This window comes from Mammaliicoccus sp. O-M54 (assembly GCF_022386035.1).
GTDB lineage: Bacteria > Bacillota > Bacilli > Staphylococcales > Staphylococcaceae > Mammaliicoccus > Mammaliicoccus sciuri_A.
The window spans coordinates 1-19,854 of record NZ_JAJNJE010000014.1 but is presented as its reverse complement, the minus strand read 5'-3'; the positions used below and the strand labels follow the sequence as shown (position 1 = coordinate 19,854).

The 19,854-nt window shown below is 35.2% G+C and carries 17 protein-coding genes and 1 riboswitch; of the genes, 6 read left to right on the top strand and 11 right to left on the bottom strand.

Annotated elements, in window-relative coordinates:
* Positions 1-28 precede the first annotated feature (28 nt).
* From LQ673_RS14390 to isdC, 7 genes are read right to left on the bottom strand one after another with little or no spacing between them, the layout of a single operon-like run.
* Positions 29-379, bottom strand: coding sequence for an antibiotic biosynthesis monooxygenase (locus tag LQ673_RS14390; protein WP_126477304.1), 351 nt, complete (start codon positions 377-379; stop codon positions 29-31).
* Between the two features lie 20 nt (positions 380-399).
* On the bottom strand, positions 400-1,119 hold the full coding sequence (gene srtB, locus LQ673_RS14385) for a class B sortase (protein WP_126477303.1): 720 nt from the start codon (positions 1,117-1,119) through the stop codon (positions 400-402).
* Positions 1,103-1,888 carry an ABC transporter ATP-binding protein gene (locus tag LQ673_RS14380; protein WP_204188275.1) on the bottom strand — a complete coding sequence of 262 codons (786 nt, stop codon included), beginning with the start codon at positions 1,886-1,888 and terminating at the stop codon, positions 1,103-1,105. Before LQ673_RS14380 ends, srtB begins: the two co-directional genes overlap by 17 nt.
* Entirely contained in the window at positions 1,869-2,843 is a 975-nt protein-coding gene (locus LQ673_RS14375; RefSeq protein ID WP_196307959.1) for a FecCD family ABC transporter permease, read from the bottom strand. The genes LQ673_RS14380 and LQ673_RS14375 overlap by 20 nt, the downstream gene beginning before the upstream one ends.
* 12 nt (positions 2,844-2,855) lie before the next feature.
* On the bottom strand, positions 2,856-3,740 hold the full coding sequence (gene isdE / locus LQ673_RS14370) for a heme ABC transporter substrate-binding protein IsdE (protein ID WP_239705876.1): 885 nt from the start codon (positions 3,738-3,740) through the stop codon (positions 2,856-2,858).
* A complete protein-coding gene (locus LQ673_RS14365) occupies positions 3,737-5,341 on the bottom strand; it encodes an NEAT domain-containing protein (RefSeq protein ID WP_239705877.1) in 1,605 nt (534 codons plus the stop codon). Before LQ673_RS14365 ends, isdE begins: the two co-directional genes overlap by 4 nt.
* Positions 5,341-6,030 carry a heme uptake protein IsdC gene (gene isdC, locus LQ673_RS14360; protein WP_126477298.1) on the bottom strand — a complete coding sequence of 230 codons (690 nt, stop codon included), beginning with the start codon at positions 6,028-6,030 and terminating at the stop codon, positions 5,341-5,343. The genes LQ673_RS14365 and isdC overlap by 1 nt, the downstream gene beginning before the upstream one ends.
* 230 nt (positions 6,031-6,260) lie before the next feature.
* Positions 6,261-6,369, top strand: a riboswitch (TPP riboswitch).
* Positions 6,370-6,439: 70 nt separating this feature from the next.
* Between isdC and LQ673_RS14355 the strand changes: the two genes are divergently transcribed.
* From LQ673_RS14355 to LQ673_RS14335, 5 genes are read left to right on the top strand one after another with little or no spacing between them, the layout of a single operon-like run.
* Positions 6,440-7,030, top strand: a complete 591-nt coding sequence (locus tag LQ673_RS14355; RefSeq protein ID WP_239705880.1) for a thiamine phosphate synthase — start codon at positions 6,440-6,442, stop codon at positions 7,028-7,030.
* Positions 7,023-8,132 (top strand): glycine oxidase ThiO, encoded by a 1,110-nt coding sequence (gene thiO, locus LQ673_RS14350; protein ID WP_191836380.1) that lies wholly within the window; start codon positions 7,023-7,025, stop codon positions 8,130-8,132. Before LQ673_RS14355 ends, thiO begins: the two co-directional genes overlap by 8 nt.
* Positions 8,129-8,329: a sulfur carrier protein ThiS gene (gene thiS, locus LQ673_RS14345; RefSeq protein ID WP_025905802.1), complete on the top strand. Its 201-nt coding sequence runs from the start codon at positions 8,129-8,131 to the stop codon at positions 8,327-8,329. Before thiO ends, thiS begins: the two co-directional genes overlap by 4 nt.
* Before the next feature lies 1 nt (position 8,330).
* Positions 8,331-9,098 (top strand): thiazole synthase, encoded by a 768-nt coding sequence (locus LQ673_RS14340; RefSeq protein WP_191836379.1) that lies wholly within the window; start codon positions 8,331-8,333, stop codon positions 9,096-9,098.
* Positions 9,098-10,096, top strand: a complete 999-nt coding sequence (locus LQ673_RS14335; protein WP_239705878.1) for a ThiF family adenylyltransferase — start codon at positions 9,098-9,100, stop codon at positions 10,094-10,096. Before LQ673_RS14340 ends, LQ673_RS14335 begins: the two co-directional genes overlap by 1 nt.
* 448 nt (positions 10,097-10,544) lie before the next feature.
* On the opposite strand, the gene LQ673_RS14330 is transcribed toward LQ673_RS14335, so the two are convergent.
* Positions 10,545-10,898, bottom strand: coding sequence for a DUF488 domain-containing protein (locus LQ673_RS14330; RefSeq protein WP_191836377.1), 354 nt, complete (start codon positions 10,896-10,898; stop codon positions 10,545-10,547).
* A gap of 149 nt (positions 10,899-11,047) precedes the next feature.
* On the opposite strand from LQ673_RS14330, the gene LQ673_RS14325 reads away from it, so the two are divergent.
* A complete protein-coding gene (locus tag LQ673_RS14325) occupies positions 11,048-13,003 on the top strand; it encodes a fructose-1,6-bisphosphatase (RefSeq protein WP_191836376.1) in 1,956 nt (651 codons plus the stop codon).
* A 448-nt stretch (positions 13,004-13,451) separates the two neighbouring features.
* On the opposite strand, the gene LQ673_RS14320 is transcribed toward LQ673_RS14325, so the two are convergent.
* The 3 genes from LQ673_RS14320 to LQ673_RS14310 form a co-directional block, all read right to left on the bottom strand.
* Complete coding sequence (locus LQ673_RS14320) at positions 13,452-15,452, bottom strand: CocE/NonD family hydrolase (RefSeq protein ID WP_191836375.1); 2,001 nt, start codon at positions 15,450-15,452, stop codon at positions 13,452-13,454.
* Positions 15,453-15,546: 94 nt separating this feature from the next.
* Positions 15,547-17,310, bottom strand: a complete 1,764-nt coding sequence (locus LQ673_RS14315; protein ID WP_191836374.1) for an ABC transporter ATP-binding protein — start codon at positions 17,308-17,310, stop codon at positions 15,547-15,549.
* Entirely contained in the window at positions 17,294-19,084 is a 1,791-nt protein-coding gene (locus tag LQ673_RS14310; protein ID WP_191836373.1) for an ABC transporter transmembrane domain-containing protein, read from the bottom strand. Before LQ673_RS14310 ends, LQ673_RS14315 begins: the two co-directional genes overlap by 17 nt.
* Positions 19,085-19,854 lie beyond the last annotated feature (770 nt).

Here is a 19,854-nt window from a genome sequence, read left to right as displayed (position 1 = left end):
AAATAAAAAACCCAACATGACTTTAATGTCATGCTGGGTTTATAACTTCCGCTTCTACCTCATTATCAAAGTGATAACCGATTGTATATGTTGTGACTGTGTTTTCTAATATAGGACTTTCGCTATCTTCTCTGTTATGTCGTACGTTCTTATGTGCTTCTTTGAATACGTCTGATTTTAACCAGTTTTTGAAGCTTTGTTCTGATTCCCAGATTGTAAGTATTTTTACTTCGTCGTATTCTTCTAGGTTGTTTGTTTTTGTTACATACATTTTCTTGAATCCTTCGATTGTTTCTATCCCTTGTCTCATATAGAATCTTTCTATTGTTTCGTCTGCTGTTCCTTTATAGAGTTGTAATTTATTTTCTGCCATGAACATGTTATTTCCTCTTTTCTATTTTATACTTTTACGAGTTTGGCTACGACGACGATTCGTCCTGATGTGAGTGAGTATGGGTCTTCACATGTTGAAAGTGTGACGATCTTGTCGTCTTTATTAATTTCTGTTGTTGTTGAGATTTGTGATTTTTTTAATGTTTGTTCTAGAAATTGTTCATATGTTGCTTTGTCTTTAAAGTCTGTTTGTATGTAATTATCTTTTGTTGTCGTTTCATAGGCGCTAATGACTTCTAATTGATATTTACCGTATTGTGTGTCGTACTGAATCGTCTTATGTTGATTATAAAATGATTGATCTAAATATTTTTCTACGACGTCAAACATGGTGTTATCTCCTACGTGATGTCCATATATGACAGTATTCATTTTATCGTGCTTTGGTGTATTACGATAATCCATAAAGATACTACCTTTTCTACTTTCTTGTTGTTCAAAGTCTTTCTTTAAGTAGTCTTTGTTGTCTTTCGATTGTAGTATCGGATAGTTCAATGATGTGCCTTCTAGATGTATCCATCCTATGATATCTTTGTTGATGTTACTGAGTTGTTTGAATTGTGGTCGCACGGTATTGGTGTTTGTCATTTGTGTATAATTTTGTTGTAAATGAATGTAGCGTTCTTCCGCTTCTTTATCTTCTTGCTTATTGTGAAACATGACATATCCAGACCATATGATGACAGCGACTAATGCTATTTGAATGATTTTAATGATGATTTTCATGAGGCGCTCTACCCTTTCTCTTACAAATCAACATGCCACATTCTGGGTCATGGATGATTTTCGCATCGATATTATATACGCGTGAAATAAAGGATTCTGTTACGACTTCTTCTGGAGGTCCTTGGATGACTTGATTGTTATGTATACATACGATTTCATCACTATATTCTATCGCTTGGTTAATGTCATGTAACACCATAATAATGGTGATATTAAAGTTCTCTTTCAGTGATCGTATAATGTCCAACACTTGATATTGATAGTTTAAATCTAAGTAAGTCGTTGGTTCATCTAGCAACATATATTGTGGTTCTTGCGCAAGTGACATTGCGATATACACACGTTGTAATTCTCCGCCTGACAATTCACTAATGGGTTTATCTTGAAAGTCTTCTAATTCTAGTTGATGTAACACATGCTGAATGACTTCTTCTTGTTTGATATCTTTCTTCAATATGGATTGGTAACTATATCTACCACATTGTACGACTTCTTTTACTGTAAAATCTTCTGGCGCACGGTTAGTTTGATGTACGGTTGCTAACTGCCTTGCTAACGTCTTTCTATTTAATGATGAAATAGCTTGATTATCTAAGTAAACAATACCTTCACTCGGCTCTAAATTACGTGATAATATCTGTAACAATGTTGATTTACCTGATCCATTAGGTCCAATGATAGTTGTAATGGCGTGCTTTTTGAGTTGTATGTTTAACGATTTAAAAATATGCTTTCGCTGGTATTTGAAACTAACGTTCTCTGTTCGCATGGACATACGCTCCTTTACAAATAAGGTAAATCAAGAATGGCCCACCTACTACAGTTGTTATCGTACTCGCTGGTATCTCTAAAGGTGGCGCTATTGTTCGACCTGCTGTGTCTGCTAGTAATACGAGCCATGCACCAAATATAATGGAATAAGGTATGACTTTTTTATAATTCGTCCCAACGATACGTCTTATAATGTGTGGCACGATTAACCCTACAAAAGCTAATTGACCGACGATAGCTGTTGCACTGCTTGCTAAAAATACAGCAACTAAACCGACGATGAGGCGGTATTTCGTAATATTAAAACCAATATTATGCGCTTGTTTATCTTCGAATGATAACAAGTTCACTTTGTTTACTAACATGAGTGCGAATATAATCCCTATTGTTGAAGTGACGGCGATTATATAAACATCTTGCCATACTTTCATCGTTAAACCTGTTGGTAACTGCATAACAGGACTCATAGATAAAAGTTCTATTACACCATTTAACATGGCGTATATCGCAACACCTACTAATATGAGTCTAATCGGTGTTATGTGATAACGAGATACTAATAGGAATAATATAAGAAACGGTATAACTCCACCAATAAAGACGAATATCGGTAAATAGAAATACAAGGTAGGTAAAAATATAAGTATGACACCTCGTGCAACAAGTGCACCAGATGTCACACCAATAATATTCGCTTCAGCTAGAGGATTTTGTAATACCGCTTGTAGCAAAGCCCCTGATACACTCAGAGCAGCTCCAACAAATAACGCGATGAATATTCTTGGCATGCGTAAATCAATAACTGCATCTACTTGAGGTTCAGTACCTGTTGTGAGTTTCATGATGATTTGTTCTATACTTAAAGGTAACTTCCCACTTACAAGCGATATATAAATTGTTATGACAAGCATACATAACATGATCCAGAACGTGAGTCGCGAATATTTTTTCATGTTTTAACCTCTTTACTTATTATATAAAATGTCATAAAGCTGTACTAACGCATCGTCAGCTTTAATACTTGCTGTTATGCCAAATGGTATTTCTTCTAAATCATAAACTCTATTATTTTTAACTGCGTCAAAGTGTTTCCATATATCATTTGTGCTAAACTCTTTCTTAAACATTTCTTTTACTTGATCTGGAAAACCATGTGGCAATCTTAAAATAATATCAGGATTGACTTTATAAAGTTCTTCCGTATTAGAAGATAAATAAGCTCTTGATTCATTTTGTATAACATTCTCTCCTCCGGCAATTTTCACTAAATCACCAATATAAGAGTGTTCTGTTGCTACAAGATAACTACCAGGTACACCCATAAGAATTAGTACTTTAGGGCGTTCTTTACCTTGAATCTTAGCTTTAATTTCAGCTTCGGCATTTTCAAACTTTTTATTAAGTTTTTTAGCCTGTTCTTTACGGTTGAACGTATTACCCATTTCTGTGATAGATTTCTTCAAACCATTTAAACTGTCGTAATCATAATAAGTACCTTTCATTTTAAGTTGTTCAAACACAGGATCCATCTCAGATTTAATTGTTGTAACCGTTAATACATGTGTTGGATTAAGTGATTTCACAACTTCAACATTCGGTTTCTTAGGCTGACCAATTTCAGGTACATCTTTATATCGTTTCGGTAAATCTTTATAAGTTGTCGGTTTACCTACGATATCTAAATCTAATGCATCTAAAGTTTCCGTTAAAGCTACAGTAGTTGGCACGATTCTGAATTCTTCTTTCTTCTGTTTACTTGCAGGTTCTGATAATTTACTAAAGTTGATGTTACAAGCCGCAAGTAGACAGCTACATATAAGCATTAAACTTAATAACGATTTAATCTTCATTTAGATGCTCGCTTCTTACCTAAGAAGAATGAACCAGCTAATAACAATACTGCACCACTGAAGATAAGTGCATATGTCATCGCATCTCCACTGCTACTTGTTGAAGGATTAACGAGTTTCATGTTTGTTGAACCATCTGCGTTACGATCGAAACTTGGATTAGCTTTATCTGCAGTTGTAGAACTTGTTGCATTGTTACCACTTGTCACAGCTTGATTTGAAGGTGTGGCAGGTGATGAACTATGATTTGTTGAACTATTTGTTGCAGATGAAGCATTCGAAGATTCGGATTTTTGGTCATCTTTAGCTGTTGTCTGATTGTGTTGAACATTTTGAGAATCATGACCTTTAGTGTCATCATCCTTACTTGGTGTGCTGACAGGTTGTTGTTGTTCATCACTTGTGTCTGTATTTCCGTTGCCAGATGCCGCTTCTTTATCAAATTCAATTCGTGTTGTGTAATGATTGTCGTAATTAATTGCTGGTACAACAATGTGCACTTTAGATGTTAATACTTTTAAATCTTTCGGCTTTTCAAAGCGAATGATTTTTGTATCTGCAGATTGATCTTCTGACACGGTTGTGACATTTAATTTTTTATCATGATCGAATAATTCAAACGACTTCCAATATGAAGCTGATTTCAATGTTAATTCAACATATTGTTTACCATTTTCTTCAACAATACGTGCAGGTTTCACCATATATTGGTCCATATAAGATATTTCACTTGAACCATTTTTATAGACCATGTAACCTAACGTTGAAGTTGCTTTTTCTTGTTGAGTTGATCCTTGGTTGGAGCCAGACGGATTTTTAACTTTATCAGGAATTGGCACTTCTTTTTTTGTTATCGGCTTATTATCATTCTTAGGTGTTTCGTTCTTTGGTGTATCCTTCTTTGGTGATTCATTCTTTGATGTATCTTGCTTTGGAAGTTCTGTTTGTGGTTTCTCATGATTCGTATCCTTGGCAGGTGCTTGTTGTGTATCTTCATTATTCTGCGTTGTATTATCCTGCTTTTGATCAGTCGTTGATTGGTTTGAATCATCTTTCGCTTTATCGTTTGAATCTACTTTTCCTGTATCTTGTTGATTTGAATTCTGAGTTGTCGGTGCACTAGGAATAACTTCTTTAAAATTTACATGAGTTGTATATTTGTTGTCATAATTGATTGCCGGTACAACAATATGAACTTTTGAAGTAAGCGATTGGCTACCTGGTTTAACTTTAAACTTAATGACTTTAGTATCAGCTTGATGATCTTCTTTAACTGTTTGAATGGCTATTGCGCCTGATTCATCATACAGTTCAAATGACTTCCAATAAGAAGCACTTTTCAAAGTCATCTCAACATACGTTTCCCCATTCTCAAAATATACCTTTGCTGGTTTCACCATATATTGATCCATATATGAGACTTCATTTGATTTGTCTTTATTTACTACAAAATCAATTGTCTTACTTTCCACTGCTGATGCTTGTTCTTCTGCTGCTTCAACTTTTTTCATTGTTGTATGACTAAGCGGTTCATAAGTGTTGAATGAAAGAGTTGAGAATAATAAAGAAAACGCTAATAGTGACTTAACATTTTTCTTCATTAATTATGACCTCTTTTCAATTTTTTATTGAACATAAACGTAACGATTAATAACATACCCGCAACAATTGGAAGGACTGTGATCATTACTGGTGTGCCTGCGCTAGTTTGAGGATTTTTCACATCTTGTGAAGTTGTAGAAGTAGTAGAACCACTAGATGGTGTACTACTATCTGAACTAGTTGATGCTGCTGTTGTTGAATCTTTTGAAGCATCACTAGATGAATCTGCTGCAGCCTGTCCAGAAGGCTCTTTCACGTCAAATGTGATTTTATATTTGTTATCGTATAAGAACGGTTTACCATCGACTTTTTCATTGATATAAACATCAATTGTTCCAGCAAGTTGTCCAGATGTAGAATTCACTTTAAAGCTAGACGTTCTAACGTCTGAACCTTTATCTTCACTTACGATACTTTCAGCAGAACCATCAACTGTAATACCTTTAATCCAATGGCTGTGATTCATCGTTAATTGAAGTTGCTTTTCACCATTCTTAACAACTAACTTACCTGGTTTATTAAAATAATCATTTGCAATCGAAACATCTGAAGTACCATGTTTCAATACTGTGTAATCAACGTCATAAGTACCATCCTTCACATCAGCAGAAGCCACCTTACCTACACCTACTGATAATAAAATAAGTACTAATAACCCAATATTTAAAACTTGTTTAAACCTTTGCATAATATACCTCCTTTGTAAATTTATTGAAATTCTCCTTCCATCTTATAATTTAATTGATAATAGTTATCAATGTCAATATTATTTTCTGTTTTAATAAATAATTGGTCTTTAAAATTTTATTTCACGGAATTTAAAAAATAGATTAATGGAATAATTTAGGATGTAACTCAATAACATATAAATTTGAACATTCTTACTTTTATATGTACAATGGATGTAATAACTGAATAAATGTCCACTGGAAGTGCCTTATTATAGGCTGAGACTGAAGTAGTGACTTCGGGATTCCTTGAACCTGATCCAGTTCATACTGGCGTAGGAAAGTGGCGTATATAAGCTTACTTATACTTATAATTAAATTTTTACGCTATTTTTCTATCCAGAAAAATAGCGTTTTTTATTTGGAGTGATTTCATTGTTTATTGCTGTTACACCGTATAAAGACTTAGATGTTGCTGATTTAGAACATTATTTAGAGATTTCAGAAGAGATTGATTTGTTATTACTGAGAGTGCCTATGACACGTGATGATCTATGCTGGGCGCTTGATTATTTATTAGCACATGGCTTTCCGCAAACGAAATTAATGATTCATTCTGATATGGCCATACTTGAAAAATATGATTTAAATTTTATTCATTTTCGTGAAAATGACGCACACGCATTTGAATATAAAAAGCTTCACCCTCATATATCCGTTAGTATGTCTACACATTCAGTTGAACGTGTGAAACGCGCACGTGAGTGGTCTTTAGATTTCGTATTCTTTGGTCACGTGTTTGAAACACGTTCTAAACATGGTCTTAAACCAAGGTCTTCTAAAGAAATAACAAATGCAGTATCTATAGATATTCCTGTTTATGCAATTGGTGGTATAGATACCCATTCTATTAAGTCGTTGCCTCATGGTTTTGAAGGTGTTTGTGCAATTTCTTTTTTCAGAGATCGAAGTTTGCGTGAAATTCAGTTATTAAGAGAGGAGTGGCATACATATGTATGACGTGTTAATTGTTGGTTCAGGCGTCATGGGCATGTCTATTGCACGTGAATTAGCACTTAAGAATGAATCGTTGTCTATCGCTGTGATAGATCGAGATGTGCCTGGATTACACGCATCTTATAAAGCTGGTGGCATGTTAGGTGCGCAAAATGAATTTATTGAAGATACACCCCTTTATCAACTTGCATTACGTTCGAGAGATTATTTCGAATCACTTAGTCATACGTTATATAAAGAGACGAATATCAATATTGATTATCAAGCGCACGGTTTAATTAAAATGGCCGCTTCACGAGAAGATATCGACAGCTTAACAGCGCAATATCTTTTTTTGAACAAACGCGATCGTTCCGTTACGACGTTAGATAGTCAATCACTTCGTAATCTTTCAAATCATACGATTTCTTATAATCATAAAGCGATTTATATTCCATTTGATGGACAAATTAATGCCAATCAATATGCTAAAGCTTTATTGAAATCTATTGAGTATAAAGGAATTGAGCGAATTTATCATACTGAAGTTAAATCCATACATCGCTTAAATGATGCGTTTAAAGTGCTCACTGCAAACCAAATTTTACTTTCCAAAAAAGTCATTGTTGCTGGCGGTGCATGGAGTCATCAGTTATTAGCAGACTATGAAATTGAGCCTAAAGTAACAGGTGTTAAAGGTGAAGTTCTACTGTTAGAACATCCAGACTTAAAATTAGAACAAACACTTTTTATGACGAATGGCTGTTACATTGTGCCGAAGCGTGGCAATCGATTTTTAGTGGGTGCGACGAGTTATGTAGATGACTATACTGTAGGCACATCAGTTGAAGGAGAGAATTGGTTAATGCGTCAAGCGTGTAAATACATTCCATTATTATCAAGTAGTCGACTCATTCATAAATGGTCGGGAATCAGACCATACACTGAAAATGAATGGCCTATTATGGATGAAATCGATGAAGGTTTATATATTGTTACGGGTCATTATCGTAATGGCATATTACTGTCACCTATCATCGGTAAATTAATGGCTGAATGGATTGTTTATGAAGAAAGACCTACGTTATTAGAAGCATTTAAAGTGAGGAGGTGTGTCCATTTATGAAATGTATCATTAATGGTGATGAATTTAATTTTGAAGATGCGTTAACGTTGTCAGATTTACTAGACTCGCTGGAATTAGATAAAGATAGAATCATCGTCGAGTGGAACGATACACTCATTAAAAGTGAACAATTTAATGATATTACTGTTAGAGAATCGGATAGATTAGAACTACTAGAATTTGTTGGAGGCGGATAAAATGTTAAAAATAGGACCATATGAACTCAACTCAAGATTATTATTAGGTACTGGTAAATTTAAAGATGAAGAAACACAATCTAAAGCAATCCAAGCATCAGGTGCAGAAGTACTCACTTTTGCTGTAAGAAGAATGAATCTATATGACAAATCACTACCGAACCCATTAGCAAATGTTGATTTAAATCGCTTTATTACTTTTCCTAATACTGCTGGCGCACATACTGCAGAAGAAGCTGTACGTATTGCAGAAATTGCCAATCATGCTGGGCTTTGCAACTTAATTAAAGTAGAAGTCATTGGTGACGATAAGACTTTATTGCCAGACCCAATCGAAACTTATAAAGCATGTGAAATATTATTAGATAAAGGCTATATTGTCTGTCCATATATTTCGTGTGATGTTGTGTTAGCTAAACGACTTGAAGCATTAGGTGTTCACGCGATTATGCCCCTAGCTTCTCCAATTGGAACAGGCAGAGGTATTAATAACCCACTCAATTTAAGATATATCATTGAACAAGCTAACATCCCCGTTATCGTAGATGCTGGTATTGGTTCACCAAAAGATGCTTGTTTCGCGATGGAACTTGGTGCAGATGCAATTTTATTAAATACTGCCATTTCTGGTGCGAAAGACCCTGTCAAAATGGCTGAAGCGATGAAATTAGGTATTGAAGCCGGACAATTAAGTTATGATGCAGGTAGAATTCCTGTTAAATATACAGCACAAGCATCAAGTCCAACTGAAGGATTAGGATTCTTGTAATGGAACGATACGAGCGACAAATGAAGTTTCAACAGTTCGGTGAGCATAGTCAAGAATCATTGCAGAATACCCGTATATTGATCATGGGTGCAGGTGCATTAGGCAGTCATGTTGCAGAACTACTCGCTCGCATGGGCGCCCATCAATTAACGATAATCGACATGGACATCGTTGAACTTTCTAATTTACATCGTCAAGCACTCTATGATGAACGTGATGCACAAGAAATGCTTCCTAAAGTCATTGCTTTAAAGAGGAAGATTAAACAGATTAATCAGCATGTTGAATTAAATGCTATCCATCAAGAATTAACAGCACAAAACATTGAAACCATTATTCAAAATGTCCAACCAGATATAGTAATCGATGGCATGGATCAATTTGATATGCGCTTTTTAATCAATGAAGTTTGCCATAAATTAAACATTCCTTGGATATATGGCGCAGCAGTCGGAAGTAAAGGGACTGTTTATGCAATTGATTATAGTGGACCTTGCTTAAGATGTATCCTGCAAAGCGTACCTCAAACTGGAGAAAGTTGTGCGATAAACGGCGTGCTACCACCAGTCGTTCAACAAGTAGCCAGTTACGAAGTGTCAGAATTACTCAGATATGTTGCAGGAAAATCTTTTTCCAAAAAGCTCATAACAATCGATACATTTGAAATGAACATACGCGCAACCAATATTAATTTATTAAAAGATGATGACTGCGTTGTCTGTGAACAAGGGATTTATCAAACATTAAACACACCACCCCTTTCATCAATAGAAGCATTATGTGGAGATACGTTCATGTTTAGATTTAAACAACACGCATTTGAATTAGCGCATCACTTCCCAGGACGTATCACTAAAGAAAACGCATATGTAAAATTTATAGCATATGACGATATGACCATGACCTTATTTAAAGACGGTCGCATGAACGTACGAGGCATAGCATCACAAGAAATCGCAGAAGATATATATCAACAGTTTAATAGGTGTATAAGGTAGGGATCGGGATAGGATTGGACCAAGTCTTGGAGGCAGTTGCGGGTGAAGTCTTGGCTTTATTCAGTACTTAAGCCATAACTTGGACCATATCTTGGCTTTATTTGGTACTTAAGCCATGACTTGGGTGATCTCTTGGCTTTATTTGGTACTTAAGCCAAGACTTGACCTATCTCTTGGCTTTACTCGGTACTTAAGCCATGACTTGGACCATCTCTTGGCTTTATTCGATACTTAAGCCATGACTTGGACCATCTCTTGGCTTTATTCAGGCGTTAAGCCAAGACTTGCCTCTTCTCTTGGCTTTATTCGGTACTTAAGCCATGACTTGGAGCGTCTCTTGGCTTTATTCGGTACTTAAGCCATGACTTGACCTATCTCTTGGCTTTATTTGGTACTTAAGCCATGACTTGCCTCTTCTCTTGGCTTTATTCAGGCGTTAAGCCATGACTCACCTATCCAATATCTCTTTCAAAACAATTGCTTGATTGTGTTTTTCGTCTTTGGCGCCATACAGTATGATGAGTGTTTGTTTATTGTCTTTATAAATTTCTTTTAGCTTATTTAAAGCTTCTTGTTGATCTCCTGATTCGAGTTCTTGTTTATATTTTTCTTTAAATTCTTCAAATTTGCTTGGTTCGTGATTGAACCATTTTCTTAATTCACTTGAGGGAGCGATGTCTTTTAACCAATGATCTAAATTTGCTTTGTCTTTAGATATCCCTCTCGGCCATACTCGGTCCACTAATACTCTTACACCTTTTTCATCAAGATTATTATAAATTCTATCTATTTTACATGCCATGAATAATCGACTCCTTTATATATATTTAGCCTACAGAAGTGAATCTTAAACCATAAAAGAAAACGCTTAATGTGTTATACTATATCTCAAATGGTAGGTTTAATTTCTAAATAAAAAATCTCGAAATGATGAACGGAGTGAATTTTTTTATGACTCAATACGACAGCCAGATTTTAAAAGAAAAATACTTAAATTTATTAGCAGAAAAGTTTGATGAAGAAGAAAAAGTAGCAACTGAAATTATTAATTTACAATCTATTTTAGACTTACCTAAAGGAACAGAACATTTCGTAAGTGATTTACATGGTGAATATCATGCATTCCAACATGTTTTAAGAAATGGTTCTGGTAATGTGAGAGCTAAAATTAATGATATTTTTAAAGAGACACATTCTGAAGAACATATTAGCGACCTTGCTGCACTCGTTTATTATCCAGAAGAAAAATTGAAACTTGTTAAAAATCAATTTGCATCGAAATCAGAATTAAATGAATGGTATATTGAAACCATTCAACAGATGATACATCTTATTTCATACGCTTCAAGTAAGTATACACGTTCTAAGTTACGTAAAGCTTTACCAAAACAATTCGTATACATAATCGAAGAGTTATTATATAAAAGCAATGTCTATAACAATAAAACGACTTACTACGAAACAATTGTTCAAAAAATCATTTCACTTGGTCAATCAGATAAACTGATTATTGGTTTAGCATACACGATTCAAAGATTAGTCGTTGACCATTTACATGTTGTAGGAGATATTTATGACCGTGGTCCTGAACCTGATAAAATTATGGAAACGTTAATTAATTATCATTCTGTTGATATCCAATGGGGTAACCATGACGTATTGTGGATTGGTGCTTATGCCGGTTCAAAAGTATGTTTAGCGAACATTTTAAGAATATGCGCGCGTTATGATAATTTAGATATTATTGAAGATGCATATGGCATTAATTTGCGACCTTTAGTTAATTTAGCTGAAAAATATTACGGCGATAATACTGCATTTCATCCAAAAAAACATGCCGACAAAGAACTATCAGAAGAAGAAAAACTTCAAATCACTAAGATTCATCAAGCAATCGCCATCATTCAATTTAAACTAGAAAGCCCAATTATTAAACGTCGTCCGTCATTTGATATGGAAGAAAGACTCGTACTTGAAAAAGTAAATTACGATAACAATGAAATTACTATTTACGGTCAAACGTATCAATTAGAAAATACATGCTTTGAAACCGTTGACCGAGCAAATCCAGCACAACTAAACGAAGAAGAAGAGGAAGTCATTAATAAACTTCTACTTTCTGTACAAGAATCCGAAAAACTGAAACGTCATATGAACTTTTTAATGAAAAAAGGTAACTTGTATTTAAAATATAATGGTAATTTACTTATCCATGGCTGTATACCCGTAGATGAACAAGGTAATATGGAAGAAATGGAAATTGACGGTAAAGTCTATAATGGACGAGAGTTATTAGACCAATTCGAATATCATATTAGAAATTCATTTAGTCGTAAACATGAAACAGATGACTTATCTACAGATTTAATTTGGTATTTATGGACAGGTAAATATTCTTCATTATTCGGTAAACGTGCCATGACAACATTCGAAAGATATTTTATAAAAGATAAAGCGTCGCATAAGGAAGAAAAAAATCCTTATTATTACTTAAGAGAAGATAGTGATATGTGTCGCAAAATGTTAGAAGAGTTTGATTTAGATCCTGAACAAGGTCGTATTATCAACGGTCATACACCTGTTAAAGAAATTGATGGTGAAAATCCAATTAAAGCAAATGGTAAGATGATCGTTATCGACGGTGGATTTTCAAAAGCTTATCAATCTACAACAGGTATCGCAGGCTATACATTGCTGTATAACTCATTTGGTATGCAGCTCGTTGCCCACAAACACTTCGGTACAAAAGAAAATGTACTACTCAACGGGGCTGATGAACTATCCGTTAGACGTGTTGTAGACGAAGAACTCGAAAGAAAGAAAGTTCGAGATACAAACATCGGTGCCAAACTGCAAGAAGAAATTCAAATGTTACAAGAATTGATGTCATATCGTTATATAGACTAAAAGAACCGCGAAAACTAACGTGAGCTGTTAGTTTTCGCGGTTTTTCTTATATGTTATTTGAAAAAGAACATGTGACTTTTCAAATATTAGCGCATGATATCTTACAGTCTTCGTGCGATACGACCTGATTTTGCACCCTAGCGCACAATATCTCGCAGTCTTCGTGCGTTATGCCCCTTTTTTGCACCCTAGCGCACGATATCTCGCAGTCTTCGTGCGATACGACCTGATTTTGCACCCTAGCGCATGATATCTTACAGTCTTCGTGCGTTATGCCCCTTTTTTATACCCTAGCGCACGATATCTCGCAGTCTTCGTGCGTTATGCCCCTTTTTTGCACCCTAGCGCACGATATCTCGCAGTCTTCGTGCGTTATGCCCCTTTTTTGCACCCTAGCGCACGATATCTCGCAGTCTTCGTGCGTGATTCTCCAATTCAAATTTCATCTTCAAGTAAAATCTCGTTCTATTTTCTTTTTCCATGTTTTTGAGAAGCATTGTTCGCCTTCGTTATAAGCTACAACTTTATTATATAAGTAATAATAGTCTGCATCACATGTCATTGTACTAAATGTCTCTACTTCCGTATCTATATCATCATCTTTAACAATCACTTTCCAATCACATTGGACTTTCGCTGATAATGGATCGTCTTCTTTAATTGTATAGACATTTAAGTTCTCTGTTCCATATGTGATATGACTATCTTTTAATGTTCTTAATCCTTCATCTGAATAATCTCTTAATTCCCATTCATTGGTCGTTAACCGCTTCGTTATATCTCTCGTTCGAGACCCTTCTCTATGAATGACTTTTTCTAGAGGCTGTGCAGTTTCTGATAAAGGATAGTCTAATTGAACTTCTTCAAAATGATCAACTAAAGGTAATATCAATTGTGAATACTCTAAATCCACTTTTATATTTGCTACCTCTTTGCTCGGCCAAATTTGTGGCCAATATGTAGGTGAGATAGACACTTCTATTTTATGTCCTGCTGGTATTTGATAGCCTATAACATCTAAAGGTACTTCTGCATTGATATACTCGTTAATTGGTAGTTTCTCTGGCGTTTCATGACTCTTGTAGTGATTTAGATTCAACTGACCTTTCGTAATCAATGTCTTCTTGCCATTTGGATGTACATCAGAAATACGCACATGAATATTGCCATATTCACGATCAGATTTAACATGAAGCTTTGCGACAGGTTGTCCAATGATATTCAATGTTTCACCATACGTTTCAACCATAAATGAGCATGCTAAAGCATTATCAATTGTTTGGTCATCTGGTAAGTCCCCTTCTTGGCCAAAAGGACAGAACACGCCTGAATAAAGACCATGTTGTTGATTATTTTTCAAAGTGATTTCTTGCGTCATACTACTAAAAATATCTTTCGACTTAATGTCTTCTTTCAATAAATCTAGCCATTTGCCTTCTCGATATTCGTATGAAGTTTGTGGTTCTACACTCTCTTGAACATAAACAAGAAATTCATCTTTATGGTTAATATGTTCATCCGGTTCCATCCATTTATCTAACCATGCGACAACTTCTTGTAAATATCCAAATTGAGGTCCAGGAATTGCAACGTCTGGAAATTCATGTGCCCAAGGTCCTATAATACCTTTCTTCGGAACATTCAAATGACGCATTAAACGAAACACAGCATTTGTGTAGCCGTCTGCCCAACCACTCATCGTTAATACCGGAATGGTAATGTTTGAATAGTCTTCATTGATAGAACCGTGCTTCCAATAATCATCTCTTGTTTGATGACTAACCCATTCTTCCACAAACGGTGGTGTATGTTCTAAACGTTCAAGCCAATTTTCATACCATTTATCACCGAAATATTTCGGAAAAGCTGGTCGTGCATTATATGCAAACATCGTAGAAGCCCACCAAAGCATATCAGAAGCCATAAGCGTTCCGCCTTTATAATGAACGTCATCCGCGTATCGATCATCCGTTGAACATAATGAGATAATGGTCTTCAATGCTTCTGGTTGTCTCGCAGCAACTTGTAATCCGTTAAATCCTCCCCACGATTTACCGATCATTGCTACTGATCCATTTGACCATTCTTGGTTTGTTATCCAATCTATAATGTCCAATGCATCGTCTTGTTCTTGTAATGGATATTCGTCTTCGATAATACCTTCAGAATCCCCAGTTCCCCTTATATCCACTCGAATAGCAGTATACCCAAACCCTGCAAAATACTTATGTCTAATTTCATCCCGTAAAGCTGTAAATTCATCTTTTCTATATGGTAAATATTCTAATACCGCGCCTTTTGTCTTTGAGTCGGTCTTAGGTTGCCAGATTTTAGCTGATAATTTCGTACCATCTTGCATCGTTATCCAAGTATGATGAATCACTTCGATTTCATATGGAAATTGTGTTCGCTCAGTTATTTTATTATAGTCTACATCAAAAACACCCATGTAAAATCCTCCTCTATTTATCTATTACTGCTTATTATACATAATTACATATATAAAAACTGACCAGACACTTTCGTCTGATCAGTTCGTACTATTATCCATTTTGAAGTAAATACATTTTGTGATAAATGCCGTCTTGTTTAATCAATTCGTCATGTGTACCTCTTTCAACGATTTCGCCTTTATTCAATACGAGTATTTGATCAGCATCTTGAATAGTTGAAAGTCTATGTGCAATCGCTAATGTTGTTCTGCCTTTTCTCATTTTTTCTAATGATGCTTGAATTTGCGCTTCTGTTTCTGAATCGATATTAGCAGTCGCTTCATCCAGTATTAATATTTTGGGATCACTTGCGATCGTTCTTGCAAATGCTAACAATTGTCTTTCTCCACTTGAGAATGCACTACCTTTTTCGATTACTTTATGATCATATTTCCCAGGTAATTTATTGATAAATTGATCTGCATTTACAAATTCAGCCGCTTCTTTCACTTTTTCAAAAGTCATCGTCGGGTGATACAATTTTATATTCGATGTAATCGTTCCGTAGAAAATAAATGCATCTTGAAGCACAAGCCCAATATTAGATTTGAGTTCTTTTTTCGGTATTTGCTTAATCGATTGGTGATCGATTAGTATTTTACCTTGTTCAAATTCATAAAATCTCATAAACAAGTTAATGATTGAACTTTTCCCAGAACCTGTATGCCCAACAAGTGCAACTGTTTCACCTGGGTTTGCGGTAAATGATATATTTTTTAATACATCTGTTTTGCCATCGTAACTAAACGTTACATCTTTAAATTCAATTTTGCCGTCAGTAATATGAAAATCTTGACGCTCTTGTTGCTCGGGTTCAAGCATATCATTATCGATAAGTTTAAATACACGACTCGCTGATACGAGTGCTTGTTGAAGTACGTTTAAATTTTGACTGACTTGGTTAATCGGTTCAAAGAAACGTTCCATATATTGTACAAATGCAAATACAACACCTGCTGTAATGCCACCTGAAAAGCTCAATATACCGAAGTAACTTAATATCATAATGACAGCAAATACTGAAATCATACTGATTGCTGGTCTGAGTAGTAAGCCATCAATTTTGACTGTCTTCATATTAAACTCATAGTGCTCATCGTTAATGTCATTAAATTCTTTTTGCAATCTCTTTTCTTGATTAAATACTTGTATAATTCTCATACCTTCGATAGATTCAGCTAACTTCGCATTTAAATCTGACAAAAGCTGTCTCGCTTGAGAAAAGTATATCGCAGAATATTTTCTATAAAGTGCTAATATGACAACTATAATAGGTACAAATACAAGTGCCATTAAAGCTAATTTAAAATCTAAAATAAACATCATGACATAACTTGAAATAACCATAAATAATGCCATTAAAAATGAAGAAAATACACCGATAAACATTTCTACAATGGCTTCAGTATCATTCGTTAACCTTGATACTATACTGCCACCAGGCTCTTTATCAAAATAGCGCATGCCCAATTGGCCAATTTTATCAAAAGCATCAATTCTTAATTGTTGAATCACTTTAAAAGCTAAATATTGAAATAAGTATACATTCCAATATGTTGTTACAGCGCCAATGATTTGAACGACAAAGAATATGACAATCAGTAATGTCATATCTGATTCTGGAAATACACGTGGTGTTAAATAATCATCGATAAATACTTTTACTAAATAAGGTGTTGCGACACTTGCAACTGTTGAAATCGTCAGCATTAAGAAAGCAAGTGCAATGATACCTTTAAAGGGGAACGTATATTTAATTAATCTTTTAAGTACATCAAACTGATCTTTGGCAGTTAAATTATGATTTTGTGCCATCGTTGTCATCCCCCTTTGCCAATTCATCTAGACTACTCGCAAGCTTTTCATGTAACGCTTGTGATTGATAAGTGTCATAATACCATCCTTTAAGATTCATCAACTCTTGATGTGTACCGCGTTCAATGATTGTGCCTTCATCCATCACGATAATCATATCGGCATGACTGACAGCACTCATTCTATGAGCTGTTATAATATTCGTCTTACCTTGTCTGACATTCTGCATATTTTCTAGTATATGTTCTTCAGTCTCTGCATCTACTGCTGATAATGAATCATCTAATATCAGTACAGGTGGATTCATAATTAACGCCCTCGCGATAGAAATCCTTTGCTTCTGACCGCCTGATAATGAAACACCTCTCTCACCAACAACTGTATTGTAGCCTTCAGGAAAGCTTAATATATCTTGGTGAATATAACTAATATTACTCGCGTTATGAATAATATCATCATCGATAGTCGGATCGCTAAAGGCAATGTTATTTCTTATTGAAGTCGAAAATAAAAAGTGGTCTTGAGGTACATAACCAAATTGCGCTCTTAAATGACGAATATCAAAATAACTTAATGGATGATGACCATATATAATTTCATCCGCTTCTTTCGTATCAAATTCGCGTAATAATAGTCGAATGATTGCACTTTTACCTGAACCTGTTCGACCAACAATACCTAATGTTGTCCCTTTTTCAATCGTGAAATGAATGTCATGTAATGCCACATTATCATCGTTTGGAAATTTAAAGGATTTAATGTCGACGTGAATATCCCCTTCAGGAATCATATCCGTCTTAACTTCTGTATCGACATCGTTTGGAACATTGGTAATTTCATTAATTCTTTCATATGAAGCATGACCTCTTTGAACAATATTAAAGAATAATCCAAGTGCGAGCAGTGGCCAAACCATCATACCTAAATAAGTTGTAAAAGTAACAAGTTGTCCAATTGTAATATCATCTTGAATCACCATTCTTGCGCCAAAGAATATCGCTAAAAAATAACTCACACCAATTACTGACATAATCGTTGGATCAAACAATGCATCAATTTTAGAAACTTTTAAATTTTTGTATACGACATCATCACTTAGTTGCTTAAAATCTGCTTGATCGTCTTTTTCATAACCAAATGTCTTTGTGACTTTTATCCCAGCAATACTCTCTTGAGTCTTATCATTCAACTGACTAAACGCAGCTTGTGCTTTTTTGAAACCGCGGTTAAGCAACTTACCATAATAACTCGTTAATATAATCATAATAGGAAGTGGAATCATCACAATTAAAGTTAAACGCCAATCAACTGTAATCGCCATAGTAATCAGCACAGCTCCACCTGACATCAGTGAATCCGCAATTGTGAGAACGCCGCCACCTGCAGTATTCTGAACAGCTCTAATATCATTTGTAGCATGTGCCATTAAATCTCCAGTACGTCTTTCTTGGAAAAAAGAAGGACTCATCGACGTATATTTATGATACAGTCGCTCTCTTAATATCTTCCCTAATCTCATACTCGCCCCGAAAATCATAATGCGCCAGTAGTAACGAAATACATATGTTAATACAGCAGCAAGAAATAAAATGATGAGATAAATAAGAAGCGTCTTTCCCGTTAAAGTATTAAAGCTAATACCATCAATCACTCGACCGATAATTTGTGGAGGCAACAAATCAATCAGCGCAACGAGTAATAAAATGAGAATGCCAAAAATATAATTTTTCCTTTCTTGTTTAATAAACCAGCCCAATTTTGCAAATACCTTCATAATCGTCCACACTCCCCTTATATCTACACATTTAAAATTTTAGCACAAAACAATCATCTGAAAATTGAAAGTTCATAATTTTCATACTTTTATATAAAAATCATCCGAATGGCGTATATGGGAATTATGTAGATGAGGGAGATTGGGAGGTGTGGATGTATGAGGTTCCGAGGGAGTTCTGAGGTTCGGCGGTTCGGCGGATTGGAGGATGTATGTTGCTAGTTTGGTGGGTCTTGCAACATACGGGCGTGCTATGTTGCTTGTTTGGGCAGTCTTGCAACTTACGGGTGTGCTATGTTGCTTGTTTGGGCAGTCTTGCAACTTACGGACGCTCTATGTTGCTTGTTTGGGCAGTCTTGCAATATTCAGGGCTTCAACATTGCTAGTCATGTCCCACTTGCAATATTCAGGGCTTCAACATTGCTAGTCACGTTCCACTTGCAATATTCACGGCTCCAACATTGCTAGTCACGTCCCACTTGCAATATTCAGGGCTTCAACATTGCTAGTCACGTTCCACTTGCAATATTAAAGATTCATATTTATCTTGTTTAGTCAGTCTTGATAAATACAAAGCCTCTATTTATCTTGTTTTGCCAGTCTTGATAAATACAAAGCCTCTATTTATCTTGTTTCACCAGTCTTGATAAATACAACGCTCCTATTTATCTTGTTTCGTCAGTCTTGATAAATACAAAGCCTCTATTTATCTTGTTTCACCAGTCTTGATAAATACAACGCTCCTATTTATCTTGTTTCGTCAGTCTTGA